This window comes from Hymenobacter convexus (assembly GCF_030580955.1).
In the GTDB taxonomy this organism is placed as follows: domain Bacteria; phylum Bacteroidota; class Bacteroidia; order Cytophagales; family Hymenobacteraceae; genus Hymenobacter.
The window spans coordinates 251,789-278,556 of record NZ_JAUQON010000004.1 but is presented as its reverse complement, the minus strand read 5'-3'; the positions used below and the strand labels follow the sequence as shown (position 1 = coordinate 278,556).

Sequence of the window (26,768 nt, the reverse complement as noted above, 5' to 3'; positions counted from 1 at the left end):
AATAGAATAAACTAGCGGGGGGCTATTGTTGCGCGAAAGAGCCCAACAACTGACTATGCTTTACTATAATGAAGAACACCCAAAGTTTAAGCAGGTAAAGCTATTTGTACAACTGGTTGTCAACCAGTCCGTTTACGTAAAATTGCACGCAGGCGCGCAATTCGTTGCCGTACTTCTGCACCAAGGCGGGGTTGGGGTTGGCAACCGGCTTGGTGGGCATGAAATGAGTTTGATAGGGGTAAAGCCGAACGTCGTTTTTGTTGGTCAGTTCGGTCACAAAATCCGAATGCACCAAATAATACGAGTCGCCGTCGCGGAACAGGGCGCGGCCCGGGCTGCCCGCGTCAAACACCGAGGAGCCGAAGGGAAGCAGCTGCTTTTGCTCCTGGGGCAGCCCCAGCACGTCGAGCACCGTGGCCGGCACGTCGGCCTGCTGGGTGATGCGGTGCGGGTTTGCGGCCGGCAGCGGCTGGCCGGGCCGATAGAAAAGCAACGGCGTCTTGTGGTTGCCCAGCGGGCTTTGGTAGCCGGGCTGGTCGGTCTGTGACGTGTGGTCGGCCGTCAGCACGAACAGCGTATTCGCAAACCACGGCTCCCGGCTGGCCGCCTGGAAAAAGCGCCGCAACGCCAAATCCGTGTAGGCAATAGTGGGGTGAATGGGCAGTGTGCCCGCCGGGAACTGCCCCTTGTACTGCGCCGGGATGGTGAAGGGGTCGTGGGCGCTCAGGGTGAAGAGCGTGGCAAAAAACGGCTGTTTGGTAGCCGTCAGCTGCCGGTTGAAATACTGCAGGTAGGGCTCATCAAAAATGCCCCAGTGGCCGTCGTAGTCAAGGCTTTTGGCGCCGCCGGGGTATTCGTTGAGGCCGTAGTAGCGCTGCATGCCCGCCATGCCGCTGAACATATCGAAGCCCATGGTGCCGTTGGTGCCGGCGTGGTACATGGCCGTGGCGTAGCCGTGGCGGCGCAGGATTTCGCCCAGCCCGTGCACCTCGGCCGTCTGGAAGCTGGAGGTGATAAAGGGCTCGTCCATCAGCGAGGGCAGGCCCGAGAGCACGGCCGGCAGCGCCTCAATGGAGCGGCGGCCATTGGCGTAGTTGTCGCGCATGAGCAGTGCGCCCGGCGCCGTGGCCAGGGAGTCAAAAAACGGCGTGTAGCCGCCGCGTCCGCCGTTTTCCACGCCCGTGTATTCCGAACCAAAGCTTTCGATGAGCAGCAGCACCACGTTGTTGGCTACCGGCCCGGAGGCCCGGGTGGGCACCGGCGCGGCCGCCAGGGCCGGCCGCAGCGCGGCCGTATTGGCGAAATAGTGCACGCGCTCCACCGGCGTTTCGTCGAAGGATTTCAGCACCGTGAAGGTGCTGTTCAGGGCCAGGTGGCCCAGCACGGCGGGCTGCTGCTCGAAGGCGGTGCCCGTGCGCAGGGGCTTTAGCTGCCAGCCACCGCGCAGGCCCAGCACCACCAGGCCCACCACCACGGCAAATTCCAGCGCCCGGCCCAGCCACTGCCGGCCGTGGGGCGGCGGCACCGCTAGCTCGGCCCGGGTGGGCATGGGGCACAGGCGCCACAGCAGGTACCCCAGCCCCAGCAGCGGAATGGCCAGGTACCAGTAGTGCAGCCCAATCTGGCCGGCCTGCCGGGCCAGGTCGTCGCCGATGGTGTGCCATTCGTTGCTCAGCCGCCGCCCGATGAACTTGAAATACTGCCAGTCGATGACGTTCAGCAAAAAGCCCAGCAGATTCACCAGCACAAACAGCCCCCGCAGCCACTGCTGCCCCGCCCGGCTGCGCACCGGCACCAGCAGCGAAAACAGCACCAGCGGCAAATTCAGCCACAGCAAAGCCGCCACATCAAAGCGCAGCCCGTGCACAAATGCCAGCAGTACCGAGCCTGTATCGATGTCCCGAAACGTGGCAAAGTTGAACGCGTAAAAGCCCAGCCGCAGCAGCGTGTACACGCCCATCAGCAAAGCAAGGCGGCGCAGCAGCAGGCGAATGGCAGGGAAAGGAATCAACGTCAATTAAAAATTAAGAATTAAGAATTAAAAATTAGCGGAGAGAAAACATCAAAATGCCTCCCCGACAACAAAGCGGGAAGGCATTTTTAATTTTTAATTCTCAATTTTTAATTTAAACCGTCGCGCCTTCCAGCACCGACTCGACGCTGGCCAGGGGCAAGCCCCAGGCTTCGGCCACGCCTTTGTACACTACCTCGCCGTGCACCACGTTCAGGCCGAGGCGCAGGGCCTCGTCGCGGCGGCAGGCTTCCTGCCAGCCCTGGTTGGCCAGTTTCACGGCGTAGGGCAGGGTGGCGTTGGTCAGGGCCAGGGTGCTGGTGTAGGGCACCGCGCCGGGCATGTTGGCCACGCAGTAGTGCACCACGTCGTCGATGATGAAGGTGGGGTTTTCGTGCGTAGTGGGGTGGCAGGTTTCGATGCAGCCGCCTTGGTCCACGGCCACGTCCACCACCACGGTGCCGGGACGCATGGTCTTGAGCATGTCGCGGGTGATGAGGTGCGGGGCCTTGGCACCGGGAATCAGCACGGCGCCCACAATCAGGTCGGCGGTCTTGATGGCTTCGCGGATGTTGTACTCGTTCGAGTACTGCGTCACCACGTTTTTGGGCATGAAGTCGTCCAGCTCGCGCAGGCGGTTCAGGTTGATGTCCATCACCGTCACCTGCGCGCCGAGGCCGGCGGCTACCTTGGCGGCCTGCGTGCCCACGATGCCGGCGCCCAGCACCAGCACGTGCGCGGGCTTCACGCCGGGCACGCCGCCGAGCAGAATGCCGCGGCCTTTGAGGGGTTTCTCCAGGTACTTGGCGCCTTCCTGCGGGGCCATGCGGCCGGCCACTTCGCTCATCGGGATGAGCAGGGGCAGGGCGCGGTTGCTGAGTTCTACCGTCTCGTAGGCGAGGCAGATGGCCTTGCGCTCAATCATGGCGTGGGTCAGCTCCTCGCCGCTGGCGAAGTGGAAGTAGGTGAACAGCAACTGGTTCTCCTTAATAAGCGGATATTCTTCCGCAATCGGCTCCTTCACTTTGATAATCATCTCGGCCTGCTCGTACACATCGGCGATGGTGGCGAGCAGCGTGGCGCCGGCCGTCTGGTACTCCTCGTCCGAGAAGCCCGAGCCTTCGCCGGCGCTGCTTTGCACCAGCAGGGTGTGGCCGTGCTTGCGCAGTTCGGCTACGCCAGCGGGGGTGAGGCCGACGCGGTTTTCGTTGTTTTTAATTTCCTTAGGAACGCCGATTATCATGAGCGAAGTGGTGGGAGGTGAAGGTTAAACCGAGAGGTGAAAAATTCGAGACGCAAAGATAGGGCGGCGCGTTCCCTTCGGCCGCGCAGGATTTCGGCCTTATTGCGGCGCTTCGGCCAGCAGCGCGTTCAAATCAAGGGCGCGGGTGTACATCTGGATTTCGCCCGAAGCCGTCCGCGGCCACTCTTCGCGGGGCCGGTCCCAGTACAGCTCCACGCCGTTGCCGTCGGGGTCGTCGAGGTAAATGGCTTCCGACACGCCGTGGTCGGCCGAGCCGGTGATGGGGTACTTCGCCAGGGCCAGCTGCCGCAGCGCGCCCGCCAGCTCCGCCCGGGTGGCATACAGAATGGCCGTGTGGTAAAGTCCGGCGCCGTGCTTGCGGGCCGGCGGGCCACCCAGGCTATTCCAAGTATTCAGGCCAATGTGGTGGTGGTAGCCACCCGCCGAAACAAACGCCACCTGATTGCCAAACCGCTGCACCACCTGAAAACCCAGTATGTCGCGATAAAAGCCCAAGGCTTTGTCGATGTCGCTGACCTGCAAATGAATGTGGCCAATGCGCGTCTGCGCCGGCACAACGTAGGCACCGCCGTTAGCCTGAGTGCCGCTAGGGATTGAATTTTCCATACAACAAAGATACGTACATTTAATGTATGTACATGTATTGAATGTATATGGTTCAAAAAATAAAGCCCCGCCATAACGGCAGGGCTTTCAAGTCATCAGCAAGCGGCATACAAAAGGGCGCCTTTCGAATCTGCGTAATCCGTCAAATCCGTTAAAATCTGCGGTTCAGACTACTTAAACGGGACGGCCGTGCCGCTTTCCTTCACCATGCTGTTGCCGCTGAGGTCGCGCACGATGTTGGCCTTGAGGGTGATTTTGGCGTCGCCGCTCACGTCGTTCGAGGCAATGGTCACCACATCGCTCACCTGGCCAAGCTGGCGCTGGCTATAAATCAGGTCCACTACGGCGCTCTGGCCGGGGGCAATTGGCTTGGGCGTGGATTTGTAGCCCACGCAGTAGCAGCCGGAACTGAGGGCGCCGAGTACCAACTCGGTCTTGCCGGTGTTTTTAATCGTGAAGCGGGCCGTGGGCTGCTGGCCGGCCTCGAACTTGCCAAAATCGTGGCTGGTCTGGTCCACTACCAAGTGGGGCGAAGCGGCCAGCTGGGCCGGCGTGAGCGTGGGCTTCATTTGCTCCTTAGTAAGCACGGAGCCTTTGATGCTGAGAACCTTGCTGGGTTCGGTGGCATTGCTGGTCACGGTCACCGTTTTGTTGAACACGCCGGGGCGGCCGGCGCTGCTGTACATGGCCTTGATGATGCCGACTTTGCCGGGCATGACCGGCGTTTTGGTCCAGTCGGGGGTGGTGCAGCCGCAGCTGGCCTGCACGTTGGCGATAACCACGGGCTGGTTGCCGGTGTTCTTGAACTTGAACTCGTAAGTTGCCATCGTGCCTTCGGGCACGTTGCCGAAGTCGTGGTTGTCGGTTTCAAACTTCATCACGCCCTGGGCGTGGGCCGAGAGGCCGAGGGCCAGCAGGCAGAGGGTAAGTAGACGTTTCATAAGTGAAATTGAAAGTCAGTGAAAATCGAAAAAAAGCACGTCATGTCGAGCTCATCGAGACATCTCGCGTGCTGAACTAATGCAATCAAAAGAAAGGCCTTGTGCACATGAGATGTCTCGGCAAGCTCGACCCAACGTTCCTACCCCAAATATACGGCCAAAGCCACCGCACCACCTAGCCGGCCCCGATTCCGTATTTTTGCGTCCCGGCTCCGGCCGGCCGCTCTCCTCCAACTCAGAATTCCCACTTTCCCGTTCCCCGTTATTATATGTCTGCTGCCGAAACTGCCCAGCCCGCGCTAAGCGCGCCCCTCACCAAGGCCGATTTTCTGACTGATTACCGCCTGGCCTGGGAAAGTCGGCACGCCTCGCTGGCGGGCCGCAAGGAAGTATTCATGGGCAAGGCCAAATTTGGCATCTTCGGCGATGGCAAGGAAGTGCCGCAGCTGGCCATGGCCCGCGCCTTCCAGAACGGCGACTACCGCGCCGGCTACTACCGCGACCAGACCTTTATGGTGGCCATCGGCCAGCTCACCTGGGAGCAGTACTTCGCCCAGCTCTACGCCAACCCCGACGTGGAGGCCGAGCCCGCCACCGCTGGCCGCGCCATGAACGGCCACTTCGCCACCCGCATGCTGGACGACGACGGCAACCTAACGGCCCTGGCGCACAGCAAAAACTCCTCGGCTGACATCTCGCCCACCGCCGGCCAGATGCCGCGCCTGCTGGGGCTGGCCTACGCCTCCAAGCTGTTCCGCCAAAACCCTGAGCTTCATCACTTCACCGACCTTTCCACCAACGGCAACGAGGTGGCCTTTGGCACCATCGGCAACGCCAGCACCTCGGAAGGCATGTTTTTCGAGGCGTTGAATGCGGCCGGTGTGCTGCAGGTGCCCATGCTGGTGAGCGTTTGGGACGACCATTACGGCATCTCGGTGCCTGCCGAGTACCAGACCACCAAGCAGAGCATTTCGGACATCATGATGGGCCTGCAGCGTGAGGGCGAAGGCCAGTCGGGCTTCGAAATCTTCGTGGTGCGCGGCTGGGACTATGCGGGTTTGGTGGATACCTACCAGCGCGCCGCCGCGGTGTGCCGCGAGCAGCACGTGCCCGTTCTCATTCACGTCACGGAGCTCACGCAGCCGCAGGGCCACAGCACCAGCGGCTCGCACGAGCGCTACAAGAGCAAGGACCGCCTGACCTGGGAGGAAGACCACGACTGCCTGCACAAGCTGCGCGAGTGGCTGCTGGCCGAAGGCCACGCCACCGAGCTGGAGCTCGACGAAATCGAAAAAACTGCCGCTGCTGTCATCAAAACGGCCCGCACGGCCGCCTGGGCCGCTTTCTTCGACCCCATTAAGGCCGAGCGGGATGAGGCCGTGGGTATGCTCGAAAAGTTGGTGACCGATACCGGCACCGAAAACACGCTGCACGAAATGGTGGAGCAATTGAAAACAAATCCGACGCCCATCCGGGCCGACATTGTGCGGACCATGCGCCGGGTGTTGCGCGCCGTGCGCAACGAGAAGCGCAGCTTTGGCCGCCGCGTGGTGCAGCGCCACCTGGAGCAGCTGCTGGCCGAAAACGCCGACCGCTACAACTCCAATCTGTTCAGCCAAAGTGAGTACGCGGTGGGCAACATTGAGGAAGTGGCTGCCACCTTCGCGCCCAATGCGACGCAGGTAGATGGCCGCGAGGTGCTGCAGGCCTGCTTCGAGGCCAACTTCCAGCGCGACCCCAGCATCTTCGCCATCGGCGAAGACGTGGGCAAGATTGGTGATGTGAACCAGGCCTTTGCCGGTTTGCAGGACAAGTTTGGCGAGCTGCGCGTGACCGATACCGGCATCCGCGAGTGCACCATTATCGGGCAGGGCATTGGCGCGGCGCTGCGCGGACTGCGGCCCATCACCGAAATTCAGTACCTGGACTACCTGCTCTACGCCATCCAGATTTTGAGCGACGACCTCGCCTGCCTGCAGTACCGCACCAAAGGCGGCCAGAAGGCGCCGCTCATCATCCGCACCCGCGGGCACCGGCTGGAAGGCATCTGGCACTCCGGCTCGCCCATGCAGATGATTCTGGGCAGCATCCGGGGCATTCATGTGTGCGTGCCGCGCAACATGACGCAGGCCGCCGGTTTCTACAACACGCTGCTGCGCAGCGACGAGCCCGCGCTCGTAATTGAGTGCCTGAACGGTTATCGTCTGAAAGAAACCATCCCGGCCAACGTGGGCGAATTTACGCTACCGCTGGGCCGCCCCGAAGTGTTGCAAAAAGGCACCGACGTAACGGTGGTGACCTACGGCTCGATGTGCCGCATCGTGATGGAGGCCGCAAAGCAACTGGCAGAAGTGGGCATTTCGGTGGAAGTAATCGATGTGCAGACGCTCTTGCCTTTCGACACCGACCATCTCATTGCCGACAGCCTGCAGAAAACCAACCGCGTGGTGTTTGCCGATGAGGACGTGCCCGGCGGCGCCACGGCCTTCATGATGCAGCACGTGCTGGACGAGCAGGGCGCCTACCGCTTTCTGGACGCGCAGCCGCGCTGCCTGGCCGCTCAGCCCCACCGCCCGGCCTACAGCTCCGATGGCGACTACTTCAGCAAACCCAACGCCGAAGACGTGTTCGACACCGTGTACGAGCTGATGAGCGAGGCCGAGCCGGCGCGTTTCCCCGAAATTTATTAAGCCAAAAAAAACGCTGGCCTTAGCGGGCCAGCGTTACATCGGTAGTCGTGACGGTGTTGCTCTTGTTCAACGCCCGGTCCATGATGGTGATTTCGAACCGAAACGTGTCGCCGGGGAAGAACGGGGCGCCGTCGACGCTGATGGGCAGCTTGTAGCGGAGGGTGCCTTTGAGCGGCGCGGGGCGCGAACCTTCCTTTTCGAGGTGAAGAAAACGGCCGTCGTATTCGCCGGCTACGCCGCCGACGTTGATAAACTTGGTGTAGGTATTCCCAACCTTTTTATAGGGTTGAATAGAGTAGTTGTACTGAAGGGAACGGTTGTTGAAGCCCCCAGTGGTTGAATTGTAGGGCGCTACTTTAATATCGTCATCGGACAAGCCCAGGTCGCCGTCGCCGTCGCGGAAATCAACCGAAAACGTGAGCGTATCGATTTCGGTTAGCGTCCCGGTTTTCACGCGCGTCATTTCCACCGACTTGAAATCAATGGCCGGCACCACTGGGTAATCGGGGGCACTGAGGCAGCCGCTGAGGCTCAGGCCACCCAGGCAAATCGAGGAGGCCGCAAGGGTACGAAACAGATTCATAGGTAGCAGAAAATGACGAGACAGCAATATAACGACGAACGTAGCGCCAAAGTACGTTTTTCTCAACGAATGGCGCCGCCGGTTGGTTCGGTTTGCGTTGCTAACCATAAGCATTGGTCATGAGTTTCCGAGATGATTTTTTACGCCGCCTACCGGCGTTAAATGAGGACGATTTTGAGGCGGCAGCGCTGGCGCTGTTCCGGTATCAGGCCGCGCACTGCCCGCCCTATGCTCAATACCTGGCGCAACTGGGCCGAAACCCCGCCGAAGTGACCCGGCTGACGGACATTCCATTTCTGCCCATCGAGTTTTTCAAAACCCACGAAGTCCGCACTGAGCGTGGGGCGTGGGAGTCGCAGGAGTTGTTTCTGAGCAGCGGAACCACGCTGCAACAGCGCAGCCGCCACCTCGTGCGCGACCCGGCACTGTACCGCGAAAACGCCGCCCGCATCTTCGAGCAGTATTACGGGCCGCTCACGAGCTGGACGTTTCTGGCGCTGCTGCCGTCGTATCTGGAGCAGGGCAATTCCTCGCTGGTGGCTATGGTGGACTATTTCGCCCAGCAATCCGGCCAGACGCAACCGGCCTTTTTCCTACACGACCACGCCGCCCTGCGCGCCGCCTTGGCCGAGGCCGAGCAAGCGCCCGGCCGCCAGGTCATGCTCATTGGCGTGAGCTATGCCCTGCTGGATTTCGCCGCCGAAGCCGGCCCCGCACCGGAGCTGCAAGGCCTCACCGTGCTCGAAACCGGCGGCATGAAAGGCCGCCGCCGCGAAATGATTCGCGAAGAGCTGCACGCCGAACTGCAACAGGCGTTTGGCCCGGCCGGCATTCATTCCGAGTACGGTATGACCGAATTGCTCAGCCAAGCCTATTCGCTGGGCAACGGCCGTTTCCACTGCCCCGCGCCGCTGCGGGTGCTGCTGCGCGACCCGTCGGACCCGTTCTCCATTGGCGGTAGGAGGGACGGGGCCATCAATGTGATTGACTTGGCCAACATTGATTCGTGCGCCTTCATCGAAACCAAGGATTTGGCGCGGATGCACGAGGACGGCGGCTTTGAGGTGCTGGGCCGGATGGATAACTCGGATGTGCGGGGATGCAATCAGCTAGTGTAGCTTTAGGTGCTTACACTATAATTGAAATGTATTCACAGCGAACCTGGTTTGGCTCTCACGACTGGTGTAGCACACCGTAGAGTAAATTGAAGCATTGTTTCTACAGATTCGCAAGCCTCAAAATTCGAAAATGACAAAACTTTGCTGGCTTTTACTTATTGCTTTAATATTTACTTCCTGCTCGGCAAATACATCTGCTGACGACAACTCCGGTGACACGGTTAAACGGACAGATAATAAGCAGCGGAAAAAAGTATTGGCCAACGCCCTGACTGACACGTTAAAAGTGAAGCAGTGGCTAATTAATGTTATTGAAACCTACGCGAACGGCAATGACAGCGGCGAACACATGCGCGCCGCTTATAAAGGCTTACGACGCGCACTTACAGATAATTATTATACATACAAGCTGGACGCAATGTATTTAGACTCCGACAGAGAGCCGCCTATGAGTAAAGAAGAGTTTAAAAAGAAATGGGAAGGCAAATACAACACGAAATACGCCGGCTTTGGCGGCTTTATTATTTCTACCCAAGACAATGGCAAAATCAAAGTAACTAGTTGTAACGTGCTAAGTGGCACAGAGCAAAATGCCTCTGTTTATAGGGTAGTCATTGAGGACTTGGACTATAAAACCAAGTTCACCAGGGATATTAAAGTCATAGCTCAAAATGGCAGTCTGTTTATCGACGACATCATGGAGTATAATTAGTATGAGTTGTGAGTAGAAATAAAAAAGCAGCGCCCGAATCAATTGATTCGAGCGCTGCTTTTTTAGCTGCAATCGGGCCGTTTACTTACCCGCAAATGCTTTCGCGTCATCTGCCGAAATCGTGTCGTCGCTCATAATGACCAACCGTTCTACCACGTTGCGCAACTCGCGGATGTTGCCGCGCCAGTCGAGGCCTTTCAAGTACTCCAAAGCCGAGGCGTCTATTTTCTTAGGCTTATTGCCGTAGTCGGCGGCGATGTCGTTGAGGAACTTCTGAATCAGCTCGGGGATGTCTTCGCGGCGGTCGTTGAGGGCGGGGACCTGGATGAGGATGACCGAGAGGCGGTGGTAAAGGTCTTCGCGAAAGTTGCGGTCGGCGATTTCCTGAAGTAGGTTTTTGTTGGTGGCGGCGAGAACGCGCACGTTCACCGAAATTTCCTTTTCGCCGCCTACGCGGGTGATTTTATTTTCCTGCAGGGCGCGCAGCACCTTGGCCTGGGCCGAGAGGCTCATGTCGCCAATTTCGTCGAGGAAGAGCGTGCCGCCGTCGGCCTGCTCAAACTTGCCGATGCGCTGCTTCACGGCCGAGGTGAAGGAGCCTTTTTCGTGGCCAAACAGCTCGCTTTCGATGAGCTCCGACGGGATGGCGGCGCAGTTTACTTCCACCAGCGGGCCCTGGGCGCGGCTGCTGAGCTCGTGCAGCTGGCGGGCCACCATCTCTTTGCCGGCGCCGTTGGGGCCAGTGATGAGCACGCGGGCGTCGGTGGGCGCGACCTTTTCGATGGCTTTGCGCACGGCGCCGAGGGCGGCCGAGGAGCCCACCATTTCCGAGCCTTTCGTGACGGAAAGCTTCTTTTTCAGCGTCTTGGTTTCGCTCACCAGCTTGGTGCGGTCGAGGGCGTTGCGGACGGTGACGAGCAGGCGGTTGAGGTCGGGCGGCTTGGGCAGGAAGTCGTAGGCGCCTTTTTTGGTGGCTTCCACGGCCGTGTCGATGCTGCCGTGGGCCGATACCATGATGAAGGCGGCGTCGGTGCCCATGGCCTGGGCGCGGGTGAGGACTTCGAGGCCATCCATCTTGGGCATGCGGATGTCGCAGAGCACCACGTCGTACTTCTGCTGAATCAGCAAATCGAGGCCGGCGGGCCCGTCTTCGGCCTGGTCGACGGTGTAGTTTTCAAATTCCAGAATCTCCTTCAGCGTGTTGCGGATGGCTTTTTCGTCGTCGATAATAAGAATGCGGGGCATGGGGACGTGAACAGGATTTGGTGCAAATGGAGCGGCGCGAAGGTAACGAAAAGCGGCGTTGGGAGTTTAAGGCAGGAAACCCGGCGCTTCGTTCCGGCGGTCGCCTCACCCCCTGACCCCCTCTCCTTAGGGAGAGGGGAACCAGTCTTGCGCCTAACGTCCTGTTCGGAACTGGCTATCCTCTCTTTTGGAGAGGGGCCGGGGGTGAGGTTTCCCGCGTCAGGCTTTCTTTACACTTCATACAGCTAATCCACCGCATGAAAAACCACCTCACTCGTCCGCTGCTACTCGCGGCGGCCGTAGCCAGCAGCTTCGGCCTCTACTCCCTCACCAGCCGGCCCACCGTGGCCCCCGACGCCGACAACGCTGGCCTGAAGCTGCCGGCTGGCTTCGGCGCGCTGGTGGTGGCCGAAACCGGGGCCCGCGCCCGGCACATTGCCGTCACGCCCCAGGGCACCATCTACGTGAAGCTGAACCGGGCCAAAGACGGCAAAGGCATTCTGGAGCTCAAGCCCACGGCCGGCGGCAAAGCCACCGTGGCGGGCGGCTTCGGCAGCTACGGCGGAACGGGCATTTATGCCAAGGGCGGCTACTTGTATGCTTCTTCGGACGAGGACGTGTACCGCTACAAGCTCGACGCGAAAGGGGAGGTGACCAACCCCGCGCAGCCCGAAAAAATCGTGAGCGGCCTGCTGAACCGGGGCGAGCACGAAAGCAAATCCATCGTGCTCGACAACGCTGGCAACCTTTACGTGAACGTGGGTGCCTACTCCAACTCCTGCCAGGAGAAGGACCGGGAGAAAGGCTCGATGGGCCGACCGGGCTGCCCGATTCTGGATTCGGCGGGCGGTATCTGGCAATTTCGGGCTGATAAGCTGGGGCAGACCTACGGCACGGGCACGCGCTTCGCCACGGGCCTGCGCAACGTGGTGGGCCTGGATTGGAACGCGCAGAACAACCAGCTCTTCGTGATGCAGCACGGGCGCGACCAGCTGCACGACATTTTCCCGGCCATGTACGACACCAAACAATCAGCCGAACTGCCCGCCGAATGCCTCTACGCCCTCACCAAGGGCGCCAACGCTGGCTGGCCCTACCTGTACTACGACCCGGTGAAGAAGCAGAAAATCCTGGCCCCGGAGTACGGCGGCGACGGCAAGAAGCTGGCCGATGCAAAATACCTGGACCCCGCCGCCGCCTACCCCGCCCACACGGCCCCCGACGGCCTGCTGTTCTACACTGGCACTATGTTTCCGGCTAAGTACCGCAACGGCGCCTTCATCGCCTTCCACGGCTCCTGGAACCGCGCGCCTGAGCCCCAGAAAGGTTATTACGTGGTGTTTCAGCCCTTCCAGAATGGTAAGCCCAGCGGCCCGTGGGAAGTATTTGCCGATAATTTCGCCGGCTCCGCGGAGAAGGTAGCCTCGGGCCGCGCCGACCACAAGCCCTGCGGCCTGGCCCAAGGCCCCGATGGTTCGCTCTACGTGAGCGACGACAAGGCCGGCACCATCTACCGCATTGTTTACAATCAGAAATAACCTCGTTCGTGAAGAAGCTTCCTGTCATCTTGTCCCTGTTGCTGCTGAGTAGCGGGGCCGCTTTTGCCCAGAAAAAGCCGGCTGCCAAGGCCCCGGCCAAAAAGCCCACGGCCGGCGTTTCGCCCGCCCTGCTGGCTGCTGGCAAGGCTGTTTACACCCAAAACTGCCTTAGTTGCCACCAGGCCGACGGTGGCGGCGTGGACGGCATGAACCCGCCCCTGACCAAAACCGACTACGTGCTGGGCGACAAACCCCGTCTAATAGGCGTGCTGCTCAACGGCCTGAAAGGCTTGGAAATCAACGGCGAGGAATACCGTAGCGTAATGCCTGCCCAAACCCACCTGACCGAGCAGCAAATGGCCGACGTGCTCACCTACGTGCGCAACAGCTTTGGCAACAAGGCCAGCGCCGTGACCGTGGGCGAGGTGAAGGCCGCGCGGGCGGCGAAGAAGTAGGAATGGAATAGACCGTCGTGTCGAGCGCAGCCGAGACATGACGGTTCTGGTTCTTCGATTATTCATCAATCAAAAAGGCCACTCCCGCGCGGGAGTGGCCTTTTTTGATGTGAGGTGATGGGTCTGTAAGCCGGGTTTTGTCCGTGGCCGAAGCCACTGCCCCACCATTTATCTAGGCCAGTCCTCGCGGAAAGGCTCCATCAACCTACCCGCTGGCGCCGGACGAGCCGCCCGGTGCCGAAGCGGCCGAAGCCGCGCCGGCGTACCAGCTTATTTGGTCTTTCAACCCCTGAGGTTTACCCAGCCGGGACGGTTGCCCGCCCGCTGGTGCGCTCTTACCGCACCTTTTCACCCTTACCGGCACCGGCCGAAGCTGGTACGTAGGCGGTATTTTCTGTGGCACTGGCTGTCCTGGTTTGCATTATACGCGCCAGTCCTTCCCGTTAGGAAGCAGGGTGCTCTGCGTTGCCCGGACTTTCCTCGTCGCCCGTCTTGCGTTGGGCGCCGCGGTGGGGCGACCCATCACTGCGTGCAAAGGTACAACGGCGGGGATGGCGGGCCGTCCGGGCGTAAAAAAAAACCAGCCGGCCCGGCCGACTGGTTTTTGTTGGGCGCAGCGGCTTGGCCGCTGCGCTTAGAAGCCCACGTTGCTGAACGTGCCAGTGGTGATGGTGCGCGTCCCGCTTGCGCCGCCGCTCCGGGGCTGAGCCACGGCGCTGAACGTGCCCGAAGCCCGCCGCGGGTTCGTGCTTACCGACGTGATGGTGACGGTGCCCGTGCCCCCCGAGACTGTGGTGTTCCATTCGGCCAGGCCGGCGCCCGCGGCCTCTACCACGCTGATTTCCGAGGTGCTGCCTGCCCCGCCAAACGTGTAGGTGCGGGGACTGGTCGGCACTTGGTCCAGGCTGAGCGTCACGCCCCGGCTGCCCACGCTGCTGCTGCTCTGAATAAGCAAAGAACCGAACAGCACGTTGCCCGTGACCAAGTTGGCCGTAATGGCAGTGCCGTTGATGGTATAAGCAAAAGCGCCGCTGCCGCTGCCTGTGCTGGTCGTCGTCACTGTCACGGCCGAGGCCGTGGCCGTGCCGCCCGCCGTCACGGTGACGGTTTGCGTGGCCGGTGTCGCGTAGCCCGTGGCCGGCGTGAAGCTCAGCGTGTAAGTACCAGCGGCCAGGTTGGAAAAGGTGTAGGCCCCGCTGGCGTTGGGGGTGGCCGTGGCGGTGGTGGCCGGGGTGGCAGAGCTGGTGGCCGTCACGGTCGTTACGGCGTTGGCGGGAGTAATCTGCCCGTTCACCGTGCCGGTGGTGGGGGTGGGGTCTGTCTTCTTGTCATCGCCGCACGAGGACAGCACAAGGGTAGTGGCGGCGAAGAAAGCCAAAAAGAGAAATTGGAAAAGGTGTTTCATGAAGGGGTTTGAGGTGGTAAAAAAATGTGATGTTGAAAAAAACAAATGAAAGTAAGCCGGAAATGCCGCTGAGTTGTGGACGCGCAGAAGCTGCTCCATTTAAATGAAAGCCATCGGCCGAAATGCCCGCGCACGCCGGCCGGCACTCAAGTAGTTCGGGAAGGATGCCCCGGAATGCTGGCGCGCCCGCGTTGGCCTGGCCTGCTTCGCTTGCTATGGACGGCAGACTACTTCCCCTCCCACACATTGTCCTTCGGGAAGCTGTCGGGCACGAGGGTGCTGCCCAGCGTCACGCGCTTCAGGAACTGCTTGGTGGCGAGGGGGATGCTCACAGACGGCGCGCCCGATTCCCAGACGGCGATGCTGCGGTGGATTTTCTGGGTCGTGTTGTCGGCGAAGGTGAGGGTGAGGTCCACGGGGACGGGCTTGCGGCCGTGGGCGGCCACCGTGAGGTCGTAGCCGGTGGCGGTTTTGGTCACGGCCGAGAGGGCAAGGTCCGGGTAGCCGCCGTCAAAGAACCAGCGCTGCCAGAACCAGTTGAGGTTGCGGCCGGAGCCGGTGTTCATCGAGTTGAAGAAGTCGTAGGGCAGGGGGTGCTTGCCGTTCCAGGTGCGGATGTAGGTGTGCAGGGCCTTCGTGAACAGCTCATCACCGAGCAAATCCTTCACGTAGAGGTAGCCCAGGGCGGGCTTGGGATAGGAATTTAGGAAGAAGGCTCCGCCGTTTTGCTGGGTGCTGGGCGTGATGATGGGCAGGTCGCCCTCCGCGCCGGCATTGGTGGCGTAGGGCTTGATGCCGTAGTCGTCGTCGAGCTTGGGGTCAATCATGGGCGAAATCAGCCACTCGCCGATGGTGGCCCAGCCCTCGTCCATCCAGCCGTACTTCGTTTCGTTGATGCCCATGTAGAAGGGGAACATCGTGTGGAAGATTTCGTGGTCGGTGAGGGTGATGGCGTCCTCGCGGGTGGCGGTGGGGTTGTCGTTCACCATCATGGGGTACTCCATCTGGTCGAGGCCGTCGAACACCGTTTCGTGGGCGTAGGGGAAGGGCCACTTCGGGAACTGGTAGCTCATGGACTCCACCGTGCGGCGGCTGAAATCGATGACTTCCTCGTAGTCCTTGTGCTTGGGATTGTACACGGCGTCGACGCGGGTGCGGCGCTTGGTGGCGGGGTCCACCACCAGGCTAGTGCTTTGCCACACGTAATGGTCGGCGGTGGCAAACACGAAATCCGTCACGTTCTTCGCCTCAAAGCGCCAGGTGTTCTGGTCGGCCTGTGGGGTGATGTCCTTGCGGGCCAAGTCTTCGGCGCTGATGATGGTGCTGATGGCGTCCTTCTGCTCGGCCTCGCGCAGGCGCTGGGCGTACTTGGGGCTGAGCACCTGGGCGGCGTTGGTGAGGTCGCCGGTGGCCCACACCACGAAGTTGCGGGGCACGGTGATGGCCGCCCGGAAATTGCCGAAGTCGTTGTAGAACTCCTGGTCGCCGGTGTAGGGCACCTTGTTCCAGCCGTCGAGGTCGTCGTACACGGCGATGCGCGGGAAGAAGTAGGCCACGAAATCAGCCCCCGGCTCAATCTCGCCGGTGCGCTGGTGCGAGCCCTTGTTCAGAATGTAGGAGTAGGTGGCGCGCACCGTGGCCACCTGGTGCGGCCCCAGCGCCCGGCGCAGCGCCACGGGCATATTGGTAGCGTTAATAGCCAGCTTGTTGACGTCGAAGTTTTCCCCGTTAATGGTCAGGTTGAGTATTTTGACGCCGTCGCCAATGTCCTCGGGCGCGAAGGCCTTGCTGCGCGGCGCGCCTTTCTGGTAAATGTTGGGGTAGAGCTTGAACCAGAGCTGCCGGAGCGAGTCGGGGCTGTTGTTGAGGTACTGGATGGCCACGGTGCCGGCCATGCGGCGGCTCACCGGGTCGAAGCTCACGGCCAGGTCGTAGTCGGCCGAGTTTTGCCAGTACCGGGGGCCGGGCAGGCCGGTGGTGGCGCGGGTGCCTTTGGCATACAGGGGTTCGAAGTTGCGGGGCAGGGGCAGCGGGGACTGCCCCAGGGCGGGCACGGCCAGCAACAGGGCAAACGGAAGGAAACGCATGGGCAGGGGTAGCAAAAGGAGCGGCAGTAGGGCCGCCAAAGCCCAAAGGAACGGCAGAAGGAGCAAACGGCGGACGCGGGGCAGCCCGCACGTAGCGCGGACTTTGGAGTCCGCGTTTCGCACCGGCCAACCCGCATCACTGTTAGTGCTGCGTAACCGGCGTGAAGGCCCGGACCACAAAGGCCGCGCTACTGAGCACCCGCCACGCGCACCAGCCCGGCGGGCGTGAGCACCTGCTCGCCGTGCCAGCGGTAGCCTACCAGCTCGCCGCCCCGGGCCACGCTGTAGTCGAGGCATACGGAGTGGGGCGTGAGCAGCCGGGGCTCGCCGCGCAGCCAGTAGTGGCCGAAGAACACGGGCGTTTCGTCTTGGTAGTAGCTGGCGTTGGGCAAGGCGGCTACATCGACGGACTGGTCGGCCAGCGCTTCGATGGGCTCCAGGAAGTAGTTGTGGTAGGTGGAAGCGGCCGGGTCGCGCCACCACGCGGTGCGCACTTTGGTGCGGCGGTGGCCGTCTTTGTCGAAGAAGTGGTGGTCGCCGGGCAGGTCGGTTTCGTGGCCTTTGAGCGTGACTTCGATGGCCTTGAATTCCGCTGACCCCACGCGGCTGGCCCGCAGCAGGAACTCGGGCGTCAGGCGGTCGTCGGGTAGCCACGCGCGCAACTGGGCAATGTAGCGGGCGTCCCAGCAGGCGTGCACGACGCGCAGGCCGGGCAGCTCCAGAAACAGCGGCAGCCGCATGAACCACGCCAGATAATCCTGCCATTCGGCAAACAGCTCCTTGCTGCTGAACGCCCGAATGGTTTCGAAATGCTGCATAATGTGGTTGGGCCAGTGGGGGCGCAGGTGCCCGCCCGTGGGGTCGAAGGCCCAAAAGGCGAGGGCGTTGTACTCGTGGTTGCCCATCACGGCCAGGGCCGCGCCGCCGTCCACCATACCGCGCACAATTTGCAGCGTTTCCCGAATGGCCGGCCCGCGGTCAACAAAATCACCCACGAAGATGACCTGCCGGCCGCCGGCGTGGCGGTACACGCCCCGGGCGTCAGGAGCATAATCGAGCTGCTTCAGCAGCAGCTGCAACTCGGCGGCGTGGCCGTGGATATCGCCGATGAGGTCGTACATGAGGAGAGGGGAAAAGTAGAGACAGGGAAGAAAGAGGAAAAACAAAAGAACGTCATGCCGCGCGCAGTCGAAACATCTCGCGTGCAGCATCCAATCCTGAAGATTGAGTTACCCTCGCAAGCGAGATGCTTCGCTGCGCTCTGCATGACGTTCTTTTCCCGACATGCGCCACCTCAGTCTGCCTACGCCGGCAGGCAAGCCACCACGCCAAAGCCCGTGGCCTCGGCCACAAAGTGCAGGGCGCCACCCACGGCCTCGGCGCGCTGGCGCATGTTGGCCAGGCCGTGGCCGCCGGCGCGTGCGGTAGGGGCCGGACCGGGGGCGTCATCGCGCACCGAAAGACAGAGCTGGCTGCCTTCCTGGCTGAGCCGCACCGTAACCCGGGTGGCCGTGTGCGCGTGCTTCACCACGTTGTGCAGCGCCTCCTTGTAAATCAGGTACAGGCTTTGGCACACGGCCACGCCGGGCTGCAGGGTGGCGGCGGCGGGGCTCACGGCGAAGTCCACGGTCAGGTGGGTGTTGGCCAGCACTTCGTGGGCGTGGTCGCGCATGTGGGCCAGCACCTCGGGCAGCTGTTCCGACGAGGTGTGCAGGCCCCACACCACGTCGGCCATCTGGCGGGCGGCGCGGCGGCTGGTGTCGCTCAGGCGGTTGAGGCGGGCCAGGGTGATTTCGGGGGCAGCGGGGGCTTCGCGCAGCAGGTCGCTTTGCAGGCTGATTTGGGTGAGGAGCGCGCCCACGTCGTCGTGCAGGTCGGCGGCCAGGCGCTGGCGCAGGGCCGCGTCGCGGCTGGCCAAGCGCTGCTGCTGCCGGCGGCGGTAGCGCCAAAATAACCCGCCTGCCAGCAGCACCACCCCCAGCACCAGCGCCCCGATGCCCACCAGCTGGCGCTGGGTGCGCAGGTGCTCCAGCTCCTGCCGCTGGCGGAGCAGGCGCTCGCGCTGGCGCACCACGTTCAGCTCCATCTGGGTGCGCGAGCGCGCGGCCCGGGCCAGCACGGCCGCCAACCGGCGGCCGTTGTCTTCGCCGCCGATGCTGTCGGCGTAGGCTCCGGCCAGGGCCTGATACCGGTAGGCGGCGTGGCCCTGCCCGAGGCGGTCGGTGGCCCGGGCCAGTAGCTGGGCCGCATCGCGGGCCTGCACGCGCAGGTGGTGCGGGCGAGCCGTGGCCAAGGCCTGTTCCGCGTAGTGGCGGGCGCTGTCGGGGTGGGTGGGCAGCCAGGCGCGGGCCAGCAGCAGAGCGGCCTGGGCCACCTGCTCGGGCCGGGCGGCGGCTCTGGACTGGCGCAACCCGGCCCGGCCGGCGCGGCGGGCGGCCGAGTAGTTGCCGAGCCGCTCGTCCATCTCACCAATTCGAAGCTGCATTTCGACCAGACCCGGCTTGTTCAGCACCACGGCGTAGCTGGCCAGCGCCTGGCTGTAGTGGGCACGGGCGGCGCGCCACTGGCCCTGCTGGCGGCTGAGGTCGCCGGCTACCTGAGAGAGGTAGGCGGTGGAAAGCAGGTCGTGCGCCGGTCCGGCCAGGGGGCGGGCCTCGTTCATGTAGGCCCGGGCGCTGGCGTACTCGCCCAGGGCCAGCTCGATGCGCGCTGCCATCACCAGCTGGAACAGCAGCACCCGGGCATTGCCCATGGCCCGGGCCAGGGCCAGCCCGTCGAGGCTGGGGCCCAGGGCGGCGGCGTAGTTGCCCTGTTCCTGGTAAATGCGGGCCAGGTTGTAGTACACCCGCGTCTGGGTGTAGCGGTTGCCGGTGCGGGCGGCCAGGGGCAGCGCCAGCCGGGCGTAGTAAACGGCCGAGTCGTACTGGCTGTGCGCGCGCTGGTAGTAGCTCAGGTTGAAGAGGGCTTCGAGCAGTCCGTGCTCAAAGCGCAGCTGCTGGGCCAGTCGCAGCGCCTGCCGCGTGAGCCGCCGCGATTCCTCGGCTTCGTTCATGCGCAGGGCAAAGGCGAGGGTATTGAGGCGGCTCACGCGCTGGGTATCGGGGCGCTGGTCGCGGGCCAGCAGGCGGGTCAGGCTGTCGCGCACCACGGCCAGGCGGGCCAGCGGCAGGGGCGGGCCCTGCGCCCGTACCATGCCAGGGCCCGCCAGCAAACCCAGCAGCAACAGGCCTCGCAGCAACAGGCGCCCCGGGGCGCGGTGAAAAAAAGTGCGCGCCGGATTTTTGGGTAGAGAAAATAGCATGGGTATCGGACAAGGGCAGCCGCAGCAGGGCATGGTCGTTTTCTGCGGGCCTGCGCGCAAAATTAGGGGCGCGGGCTACTGGCAGGCGAATAAGCTGGTCCGCGCGCTACGGTTAAGCTAACTAACCTTGCCTAACGGGCAACCGGCCCGTGCAGATGCCGGATGGGCGGGCGATGGAAGCAAAAGCTGGGCGAATGACCCGTTTCGGCCGGCCAATGGTTCGGCCGGCCCGGCCCAGGCGGGGGCCCGTGGAAGCGGTTGTCGTAGTGGAACAAGTGCGTGGCGGTGACGTCCCGATGGAGCGGGAGCAATACCGGGCCAACACGTTACAGCCGTTTTTGCGGCCGGTATGGGACGGAAGCCCGCCCTTCAGCGCCCCTTTAATCAAGGAGGCCTCGGTAGCCATGCTCTCAGGGGCCTGGCGGCTACCATGCCGCCGCGCTCGAAGCCAGGCCGCTTGGGCTGCGCTCCACCGCAAAAGTCCGGCTATGCTTTTCCGAGGCCGTGGTCCAGGCCAGGCCCCTGGCTGCCGGCCCAGCCAGCGCGGCCGCCAAAACGGCCCACCCCACGCGGCGGTATTGCACAAGCAAGCGGAATGCGCGCCCAGCCTAGCCGCGCTGGCGCTTCAGTTGCCGGGCCATCAGCTCGGCTTTGGAGTTGACCTGGAGCTTGCGGTACACGTTGCGAATGTGGCTGCGCACGGTATCGAGGCTGATGAAGTGGCGGTCGGCGATGAGCTGGTAGCTCAGGCCGTCCTCAATGCCGCGCACCACCTCCAGCTCACGGGCCGTGAGGGGCTCCGGCAGCAGGGTTTCAAGCGGAAAAGCCGCCGGGGCCACCGGCTGGTGCCGAAACGCCTGCACCACGAAGCGGGCCACACCCGGGCTCATGGGCGAGCCGCCGGCCGCCACCTGCAACAGGTTTTCCTTGAGCTGGGCCAGGGGGGTGTTCTTGAGCAGGTAGCCCACCGCCCCGGCCCGCAAGGCCTCAAATACCCGCTCGGCATCGGCATACACGCTCAGGATGAGTACCTGAGCGCCGGGAAGCTGCGCCTGAATCAGGGGAATGCCCTCGATGCCGGTGAGGCCGGGCAGGCCAATGTCGGAGAGAATGAGCTGGGGCGGCACGGCGGCCGTGGGCAGGTCCCGCAAGAACGCCTCCACCGATTCCGCCATCAGCACGCAACGAAACTCGGGTTGGGCGCACAAGTACTCGTGCAGCGTGTCGCGGATGGCGGCCTGGTCTTCGATGATGGCCAGGGCAAGGGGGGAAATCATGGCACAAAGGTCCGGCCCAAACCCATGCGGCGGTATGACATGAATATGTTGTTTTTCGGCGCGGAGCGGGGGGCTGAACACAAAAACGTCCGTCATCCCGAGCACAGCGAAGGATGACGGACGTTTTTGTGAACTTTCGGCCGGCCCAGGCCGCTATTTCAGCCGCACCAGCGTGGCCCCGAAGCCGAACTTCTCCTTGCGGGCGTCCTCGAAGAACTTGATGTCCTTGTTGCGGCTCAGCTGGCGGTGAATTTCCTTGCGCAGCACCCCGTTGCCCATGCCGTGAATGAACACGATTTCGTGCATGTTGGTGGCCAGGGCGCGGCTCAGCGCATCCTCAAACGCATCCAATTGCAGGCGCAAAATGGCCGTGTTGCTGAGTTCCTCCTTGCTGTCGGGCCGTAGCGCTTCGAGGTGCAAATCGACCTCGTGCGGCGGGGCCACCACGGGCGCGGCCGGAGCCGGCGCGGCAGCCGCCACCACGGCCGCCGGCTTGGCCGGCGCATCGCCCGACAACTGAGCTTTGAGGGCGGCGGCATCCACGCCCGCCGGTTTGGCCGGGGCGGTGGGAGCAGGGGCCGAAGCTTCCTGGGCCAGTACTTCGGGGGCAATGGCGGCGGCGGCTTTCTCATCCAGCTGAAAAAGGTAGGCATCCTTGCCAATCACCGGCGCGGGCTTCTGGCTACCGTAGAAGGTGCTGGCCTTGAACGCCTGGCGCTTGGTGAGCAGCTCGTAGGCCGCGTCGCCATTCAGCCGGGTAGGCAGCAGCTGAAACACTACGGCCGGCCAAGTTTCAAAATCCTTCAGATGCAGGAAGGAGAGCGGCTTGGTGCTGGCCTTGGGGCCTAGCTTGTCGGCGGCCAGGGCGCGGTAGGGGCGGGCGCTGGTTTCTTCGCCGTAGGTGAACAGCACATCAGCCTCGGTATTGTTGATGAGCGTGACGCCCAGTAACTCAGGCGACTGGTGCACCAGGGCCAGAAACAGGCCCTTGGCCGCGGCGGGCTGTTTGGCGCCCCCGGTGGCCGCGCCGGGCACGATGCCGGCCGGCTTGGCCATACCGGCGCCGCTGGAAGCAGCCGCGGCCAGCGCTTCCTGCAGCGACGGTTGGGCGGGACGAGGCGGGCCGGCGGGCGACTGGCCCGGGCGCTTGGTTTTGTCTTTCTTGCTGGCGTTGGCGTTGCGGCCAGGCGCTTGGCCGGGGCCCAAATCGGGGGCGGCGCGGTCGAAGTTCTTGCCTTCTTCGTGGGCTACCACCACCACCTCGCGCCGGAGCACGGGAATGGTGAAATCGTTGTCGATGGCCACTTCCACCAGCTCGCTGTCGAGCAGGCGGGTGACAATGCCTTCTTCGGTGCCGGTCAATAGCCGGACTCTGTCTCCTACGTTCATAATGCTACAGGTTTGCGCCGGGCGGCGCGGTTCTCAGGGAAATACGAAACTGCGGCCCTGCCCGGACGGATTCGTCAAAAGTAAGCCCATCAGGCGGCCCGTAGCGCGACCTATTCGTTTGCGCTACATATAGAGCCCGTGGAAGCCAAAACCGTTGCGCGGGTTGTACTCCAGGGCCGGGGCGGGCAGGTGGAAGATGCTGAGCGTGTAAAACACCTTTTTCAGCACCGAACTGCGGGTCGGGATGCGGCGCAGGTCGATGTCGACCGACAGGTAGAACTGGCGGTAGGGGCGCAGGCCGGCCGCCGCGTTGGTGCCGTCGTCGTTGTACACCATGTCTTGGCCGCCGTAGCCGAGGGCCGGCTGCAGCCAGCGCGGCCAGCGGTTGCCGGCTTTCAGAAACGCGCCCACGTCGGTGCAGAGCCAGTAGGTTTGGCCGTTGTAGTCCTTCAGCCAGCGCTCCACCACGGTTTTGCCCAGCACGTTGGGCCGCTGCGGGGCGTAGCTGGTGAGGTGAAACGACCATTTGGGCATGATGCGGATGTCGTGCCAGGCCAGCTGCTGGGCCAGCAGCGCCGACGACCCCAGGAAGTTGGCCGCCAAATCGGTGGCCGAGGCGCCGTAGGCCGGGTCGAAGCCGTCGAGAAGCTCGATGGGGCTTTGCACTACAAACCCCACGAAGGAGCCGTACCAGATGGCTTTTTTCTCGCTCAGGCCGGCCCAGCGCAGCATGTCGACAGCGCCGCGGCTTTCCTGGAAGGCACCCCAGAAGTGCCCGCACTTGTCGAGCTGCTGCCACTCGGGCAGGTCGTTGAACCAGTGCAGCGGCACCCGCTCACCGGTGTACCAGGCGGTGGTGAGGCCCGTGTAGAGCACGCCGTAGCTCAGGGCCGAGCCGCCCACCACCAGCCGCAGGCGGCGCCGGCGCCGGGCTGCCGAATCGAGCGGGTAGGCTGAAAGTGAAGCTGTGGGAGCCACCTGCGAAACACTGTCGGGCCGCTGGGCCACCTGAGCTTCGGCCCCGGCCCCGGCGGCGACGAAAAGGCCGGCCAGAAAAACGGCTGGGCACCAGCGCCGCAAGGGAACAAAAAAGCGGCCAACAAACTTCATAGCGACACTTATAGTCCGCAAAGGTAGGCCGGCCGCCGCGCTCACTCCGCGGCCGGTGCGTATCTTGCGCTATCGTTTGCGCAAGCAGGCGTCGGTCCTTCATCCATCCCACCAAAAATTCCCAATGCAAACATTTACCCGAATTACCACCCTGCTGCTGAGCCTGCTGGCCTGGACGGTGCAGGCCCAGGTGGTTACCACCTCGCCGGTCTTCTTCACCGACACCACCCCGGTCACCATCACCTTCGACGCCTCCCAGGGCAACGGCGCGCTCAACAACTTTACCGGCAACGTCTACATCTGGACTGGCACCGTCACCAACCTGAGCTCCAGCAACACCAACTGGCGCAACGTGCACAGCCCCAGCTTCGGCGCGGCCGACCCCACGGCCCTGATGACGCGCGACGCCACCAACCCCAACCTCTACCGCATCACCATCACGCCCCGGACGTATTATCCCATCCCGGCGGCCGAAACGCTGCTGCGTCTGGGCATGATATTCAAGAATGCCGACGGCTCCCTCGTGGGCCGCGCCACCGGCGGCGGCGACATTTTCGTCGATGCCGCTCAGGCGGCGCTTTCGGCGCGCATCACCAGCCCGTCGCCCGGGGCCAATGGCAACCCGTTGTTTGTGAGCCTCAATACGCAGGTGAGCGTGACCGGCGCGGCCTCGGCGTCGGCCAGCCTGGCCTTTAGCCTCAACGGCACGCAGGTCGCCACGCAGGCCAGCGCCACTACGCTGACCAGCAACATCACCATCGGCCAGACGGGCCGCAACGTGGTGCGCTTCACGGCCACCAGCGGCACCTCGACGGCGGTCGACTCCATCATTTTCGTGGTGCGCCCGACGGTGACGGTGGCGGCGCTGCCGGCCGGTGCCAAGGATGGCATCACCTATCTGAACGGCGGGACTTCGGTAATTCTGAACCTGACGGCGCCCAACAAGCAGTTCGTGTACGCCATCGGCGAGTTCAATAACTGGCAGACGCTCAACTCGGCCTTCATGAACCAGACGCCCGACGGCAACCGCTGGTGGGTGCAAATCAACGGCCTGACGCCGGGCCGCGAATACGCCTACCAGTACCTGGTGGACGGCACGTTGCGCGTGGCCGACCCGTACTGCGAGAAAATCCTCGACCCGAACGACGACCGGTTCATTCCGGCTTTGACTTACCCCGGCCTGAAAGCGTACCCCACGGGCTCGACCACGGGCATCGTGTCGGTGCTGCAAACCAACCAGACGCCCTACGTGTGGGGCACGCCCACCTTCCAGCGCCCCAGCCGCGCCGATTTGGTGATTTACGAGCTGCACCTGCGCGACTTCCTCTCGACCAGCCACGACTTCCAGCGCCTGCGCGACACGCTGACCTACATCTCGCGTCTCGGCGTCAACGCCATTGAGCTGATGCCCATCAACGAGTTCGACGGCAACGACAACTGGGGCTACAGCCCCGATTTCTACTTCGCGCCCGACAAATACTACGGCACCAAAACCGCGCTCAAGCAGCTCATCGACGAGTGCCACCGTCGCGGCATTGCCGTGATTCTGGACGTGGTGCTGAACCACTCCACCGGCCAAAGCCCGATGGTGCAGCTCTATGCCGATGCCAACGGCAACCCGTCGGCCAGCAACCCCTGGTTCAACCAGTCGGCCCCGCACCCCTACAGCGTGTACAACGACCTGAACCACGAAAGCGCCTTCACCAAGTACTTCTCAAAGCAGGTGATGACGTTCTGGCTGCAGGAATACAAGGTGGACGGCTACCGCTTCGACCTAGCCGGCGGCTTTACGCAGCGCGTCAGCACCACCAGCACCTACGGTAACTACGACCAGTCGCGCATCAATATCTGGCTCGATTACTACCAGCACATGATTGGCGTTGACGCCACGATGTATCCCATCCTGGAGCACTTCCCCGAAAACAGCGAAGCCCTAGCCCTGGCCAACAGCGGCTTCATGATTTGGGGCAATGCCGTGAACAACTACAACGAGGCCACCATGGGCTACCTGTCGGGCTCCAACTTCAGCTACGGTTACTATGGCAGCACCGCCCAGGGTGGCCGCGGCTGGAACAGCCCCAATCTGGTGACTTACATGGAAAGCCACGACGAGGAGCGCCTGATGTACAAAAACCTCACCTTTGGCAACTCTTCGGGCTCCTACAGCACCCGCGACCTCAATACCGCCCTGGCCCGTATCGAGCTGGCATCGGCCTTCTTCTTCACCGTGCCCGGCCCCAAAATGGTGTGGCAGTTCGGTGAGCTGGGCTACGACAAGTCCATCTTCATGTGCTCCAACGGCACCGTGCCCACGCCCTACCCCAACGACCAGTGCAAACTGAGCGCCAAGCCCGACGTGTGGCCCTACTACCAGAACGCCAACCGCCGCCAGCTCTTCGAGGTGCAGCGCGCCCTCATCAACCTCAAGAAGAAGGAGCCTGTGTTTGAGAACCCCACCAGCTACACGCAGTCGCTGGCCGGGGCCGGCAAAACCATCCACCTGAGCGACGCCAACACCAAGGTGACCATCGTGGGCAACTTCGACGTGGTTTCGACCACCGTGGACCCCGCCTTCCAGAGCACCGGCAAGTGGTACAACTACCTCACCGGCGACAGCATCACCGTCAGCAATGTGAACGCGTTGCTTACCCTGCAGCCCGGTGCCTACGCCGTGTACACCTCGCGCCGCATCCGCCGGGCCACGCTGCTGGCCACCCGCGCCCAGGCCACCACGGCCCTGCAACTCAGTGCCGCGCCCAACCCCGCCACCAGCACCACGCTGGTGAACTACGAGCTGCCCACGCCCGCCGCCGTCACCCTCACCGTGCAAAACGTGCTGGGCGCCACCGTGCGCACCCTAGCCACGGGCGTGCCGCAGTCGGCCGGCCCGCACAGCCTGAGCCTGCCCATCAATGGTCTGGCCGCGGGCGTGTACCTCGTACGCCTGCAAACCGGCCAGTTCACCCAAACCATCCGGTTGGTGGTGCAGCACTAACTAAATTCAAGTCAAATAAAAAGGCCGCTTCTGCAAAGAAG

19 protein-coding genes and 1 other RNA gene are annotated in these 26,768 nt (G+C 62.8%); 6 read left to right on the top strand and 14 right to left on the bottom strand.

From position 1 onward, the window contains the following. Positions 1-100: 100 nt before the first annotated feature. The 4 genes from Q4S41_RS10395 to Q4S41_RS10380 form a co-directional block, all read right to left on the bottom strand. A complete protein-coding gene (locus Q4S41_RS10395) occupies positions 101-2,011 on the bottom strand; it encodes an LTA synthase family protein (protein WP_305031043.1) in 1,911 nt (636 codons plus the stop codon). A 115-nt stretch (positions 2,012-2,126) separates the two neighbouring features. Next, the gene (gene ald / locus Q4S41_RS10390) at positions 2,127-3,254 is read right to left on the bottom strand and encodes an alanine dehydrogenase (protein WP_305031042.1); all 1,128 of its coding nucleotides are present in this window, start codon (positions 3,252-3,254) and stop codon (positions 2,127-2,129) included. Positions 3,255-3,353: 99 nt separating this feature from the next. After that, complete coding sequence (locus Q4S41_RS10385; RefSeq protein ID WP_305031041.1) at positions 3,354-3,881, bottom strand: VOC family protein; 528 nt, start codon at positions 3,879-3,881, stop codon at positions 3,354-3,356. A gap of 170 nt (positions 3,882-4,051) precedes the next feature. Continuing rightward, positions 4,052-4,822 carry a DUF1573 domain-containing protein gene (locus Q4S41_RS10380; protein WP_305031040.1) on the bottom strand — a complete coding sequence of 257 codons (771 nt, stop codon included), beginning with the start codon at positions 4,820-4,822 and terminating at the stop codon, positions 4,052-4,054. A 269-nt stretch (positions 4,823-5,091) separates the two neighbouring features. On the opposite strand from Q4S41_RS10380, the gene Q4S41_RS10375 reads away from it, so the two are divergent. After that, positions 5,092-7,512 carry an alpha-ketoacid dehydrogenase subunit alpha/beta gene (locus tag Q4S41_RS10375; RefSeq protein ID WP_305031039.1) on the top strand — a complete coding sequence of 807 codons (2,421 nt, stop codon included), beginning with the start codon at positions 5,092-5,094 and terminating at the stop codon, positions 7,510-7,512. Between the two features lie 19 nt (positions 7,513-7,531). Here the strand turns inward: Q4S41_RS10375 and Q4S41_RS10370 are convergent, their stop codons facing one another. Further along, positions 7,532-8,095: a hypothetical protein gene (locus Q4S41_RS10370; RefSeq protein ID WP_305031038.1), complete on the bottom strand. Its 564-nt coding sequence runs from the start codon at positions 8,093-8,095 to the stop codon at positions 7,532-7,534. A 119-nt stretch (positions 8,096-8,214) separates the two neighbouring features. Here Q4S41_RS10370 and Q4S41_RS10365 point away from each other — a divergent pair, with 119 nt between their 5' ends. Then, positions 8,215-9,213, top strand: a complete 999-nt coding sequence (locus tag Q4S41_RS10365) for an acyl transferase (protein ID WP_305031037.1) — start codon at positions 8,215-8,217, stop codon at positions 9,211-9,213. 130 nt (positions 9,214-9,343) lie between these two features. Beyond that, positions 9,344-9,925, top strand: coding sequence for a hypothetical protein (locus Q4S41_RS10360; RefSeq protein ID WP_305031036.1), 582 nt, complete (start codon positions 9,344-9,346; stop codon positions 9,923-9,925). An 81-nt stretch (positions 9,926-10,006) separates the two neighbouring features. Here the strand turns inward: Q4S41_RS10360 and Q4S41_RS10355 are convergent, their stop codons facing one another. Then, on the bottom strand, positions 10,007-11,170 hold the full coding sequence (locus Q4S41_RS10355; RefSeq protein ID WP_305031035.1) for a sigma-54-dependent transcriptional regulator: 1,164 nt from the start codon (positions 11,168-11,170) through the stop codon (positions 10,007-10,009). A gap of 257 nt (positions 11,171-11,427) precedes the next feature. Between Q4S41_RS10355 and Q4S41_RS10350 the strand changes: the two genes are divergently transcribed. Both Q4S41_RS10350 and Q4S41_RS10345 read left to right on the top strand, forming a co-directional pair. Next, positions 11,428-12,708, top strand: a complete 1,281-nt coding sequence (locus tag Q4S41_RS10350; protein WP_305031034.1) for a PQQ-dependent sugar dehydrogenase — start codon at positions 11,428-11,430, stop codon at positions 12,706-12,708. Positions 12,709-12,716: 8 nt separating this feature from the next. Further along, a complete protein-coding gene (locus Q4S41_RS10345; RefSeq protein ID WP_305031033.1) occupies positions 12,717-13,163 on the top strand; it encodes a c-type cytochrome in 447 nt (148 codons plus the stop codon). A 110-nt stretch (positions 13,164-13,273) separates the two neighbouring features. Here the strand turns inward: Q4S41_RS10345 and rnpB are convergent. From rnpB to Q4S41_RS10305, 8 genes are all read right to left on the bottom strand, one after another. Beyond that, positions 13,274-13,689, bottom strand: an RNA gene (rnpB, locus tag Q4S41_RS10340) — RNase P RNA component class A. Positions 13,690-13,797: 108 nt separating this feature from the next. Further along, on the bottom strand, positions 13,798-14,568 hold the full coding sequence (locus Q4S41_RS10335) for a carboxypeptidase-like regulatory domain-containing protein (RefSeq protein WP_305031032.1): 771 nt from the start codon (positions 14,566-14,568) through the stop codon (positions 13,798-13,800). A gap of 227 nt (positions 14,569-14,795) precedes the next feature. Then, positions 14,796-16,655: a M1 family metallopeptidase gene (locus Q4S41_RS10330; RefSeq protein ID WP_305031031.1), complete on the bottom strand. Its 1,860-nt coding sequence runs from the start codon at positions 16,653-16,655 to the stop codon at positions 14,796-14,798. Positions 16,656-16,843: 188 nt separating this feature from the next. Then, a complete protein-coding gene (locus Q4S41_RS10325) occupies positions 16,844-17,776 on the bottom strand; it encodes a metallophosphoesterase (RefSeq protein WP_305031030.1) in 933 nt (310 codons plus the stop codon). A gap of 182 nt (positions 17,777-17,958) precedes the next feature. Next, positions 17,959-19,956: an ATP-binding protein gene (locus Q4S41_RS10320; RefSeq protein WP_305031029.1), complete on the bottom strand. Its 1,998-nt coding sequence runs from the start codon at positions 19,954-19,956 to the stop codon at positions 17,959-17,961. Between the two features lie 608 nt (positions 19,957-20,564). Beyond that, on the bottom strand, positions 20,565-21,233 hold the full coding sequence (locus tag Q4S41_RS10315) for a response regulator transcription factor (RefSeq protein ID WP_305031028.1): 669 nt from the start codon (positions 21,231-21,233) through the stop codon (positions 20,565-20,567). A 153-nt stretch (positions 21,234-21,386) separates the two neighbouring features. After that, a complete protein-coding gene (locus Q4S41_RS10310) occupies positions 21,387-22,622 on the bottom strand; it encodes a Smr/MutS family protein (protein WP_305031027.1) in 1,236 nt (411 codons plus the stop codon). A gap of 123 nt (positions 22,623-22,745) precedes the next feature. Next, on the bottom strand, positions 22,746-23,702 hold the full coding sequence (locus Q4S41_RS10305; protein ID WP_305031026.1) for a DUF2279 domain-containing protein: 957 nt from the start codon (positions 23,700-23,702) through the stop codon (positions 22,746-22,748). Between the two features lie 154 nt (positions 23,703-23,856). Between Q4S41_RS10305 and Q4S41_RS10300 the strand changes: the two genes are divergently transcribed. Beyond that, complete coding sequence (locus tag Q4S41_RS10300; RefSeq protein ID WP_305031025.1) at positions 23,857-26,727, top strand: DUF4961 domain-containing protein; 2,871 nt, start codon at positions 23,857-23,859, stop codon at positions 26,725-26,727. The last annotated feature ends 41 nt before the right edge of the window (positions 26,728-26,768 follow it).

Excerpts from the sequence above, each read along its gene's own strand:
- ald (WP_305031042.1), bottom strand. The coding sequence starts at position 3,254 with ATGATAATCGGCGTTCCTAAGGAAATTAAAAACAACGAAAACCGCGTC.
- Q4S41_RS10385 (WP_305031041.1), bottom strand. The coding sequence starts at position 3,881 with ATGGAAAATTCAATCCCTAGCGGCACTCAGGCTAACGGCGGTGCCTAC.
- Q4S41_RS10380 (WP_305031040.1), bottom strand. The coding sequence starts at position 4,822 with ATGAAACGTCTACTTACCCTCTGCCTGCTGGCCCTCGGCCTCTCGGCC.
- Q4S41_RS10375 (WP_305031039.1), top strand. The coding sequence starts at position 5,092 with ATGTCTGCTGCCGAAACTGCCCAGCCCGCGCTAAGCGCGCCCCTCACC.
- Q4S41_RS10370 (WP_305031038.1), bottom strand. The coding sequence starts at position 8,095 with ATGAATCTGTTTCGTACCCTTGCGGCCTCCTCGATTTGCCTGGGTGGC.
- Q4S41_RS10365 (WP_305031037.1), top strand. The coding sequence starts at position 8,215 with ATGAGTTTCCGAGATGATTTTTTACGCCGCCTACCGGCGTTAAATGAG.
- Q4S41_RS10360 (WP_305031036.1), top strand. The coding sequence starts at position 9,344 with ATGACAAAACTTTGCTGGCTTTTACTTATTGCTTTAATATTTACTTCC.
- Q4S41_RS10355 (WP_305031035.1), bottom strand. The coding sequence starts at position 11,170 with ATGCCCCGCATTCTTATTATCGACGACGAAAAAGCCATCCGCAACACG.
- Q4S41_RS10350 (WP_305031034.1), top strand. The coding sequence starts at position 11,428 with ATGAAAAACCACCTCACTCGTCCGCTGCTACTCGCGGCGGCCGTAGCC.
- Q4S41_RS10335 (WP_305031032.1), bottom strand. The coding sequence starts at position 14,568 with ATGAAACACCTTTTCCAATTTCTCTTTTTGGCTTTCTTCGCCGCCACT.
- Q4S41_RS10330 (WP_305031031.1), bottom strand. The coding sequence starts at position 16,655 with ATGCGTTTCCTTCCGTTTGCCCTGTTGCTGGCCGTGCCCGCCCTGGGG.
- Q4S41_RS10325 (WP_305031030.1), bottom strand. The coding sequence starts at position 17,776 with ATGTACGACCTCATCGGCGATATCCACGGCCACGCCGCCGAGTTGCAG.
- Q4S41_RS10320 (WP_305031029.1), bottom strand. The coding sequence starts at position 19,956 with ATGCTATTTTCTCTACCCAAAAATCCGGCGCGCACTTTTTTTCACCGC.
- Q4S41_RS10315 (WP_305031028.1), bottom strand. The coding sequence starts at position 21,233 with ATGATTTCCCCCCTTGCCCTGGCCATCATCGAAGACCAGGCCGCCATC.
- Q4S41_RS10310 (WP_305031027.1), bottom strand. The coding sequence starts at position 22,622 with ATGAACGTAGGAGACAGAGTCCGGCTATTGACCGGCACCGAAGAAGGC.
- Q4S41_RS10300 (WP_305031025.1), top strand. The coding sequence starts at position 23,857 with ATGCAAACATTTACCCGAATTACCACCCTGCTGCTGAGCCTGCTGGCC.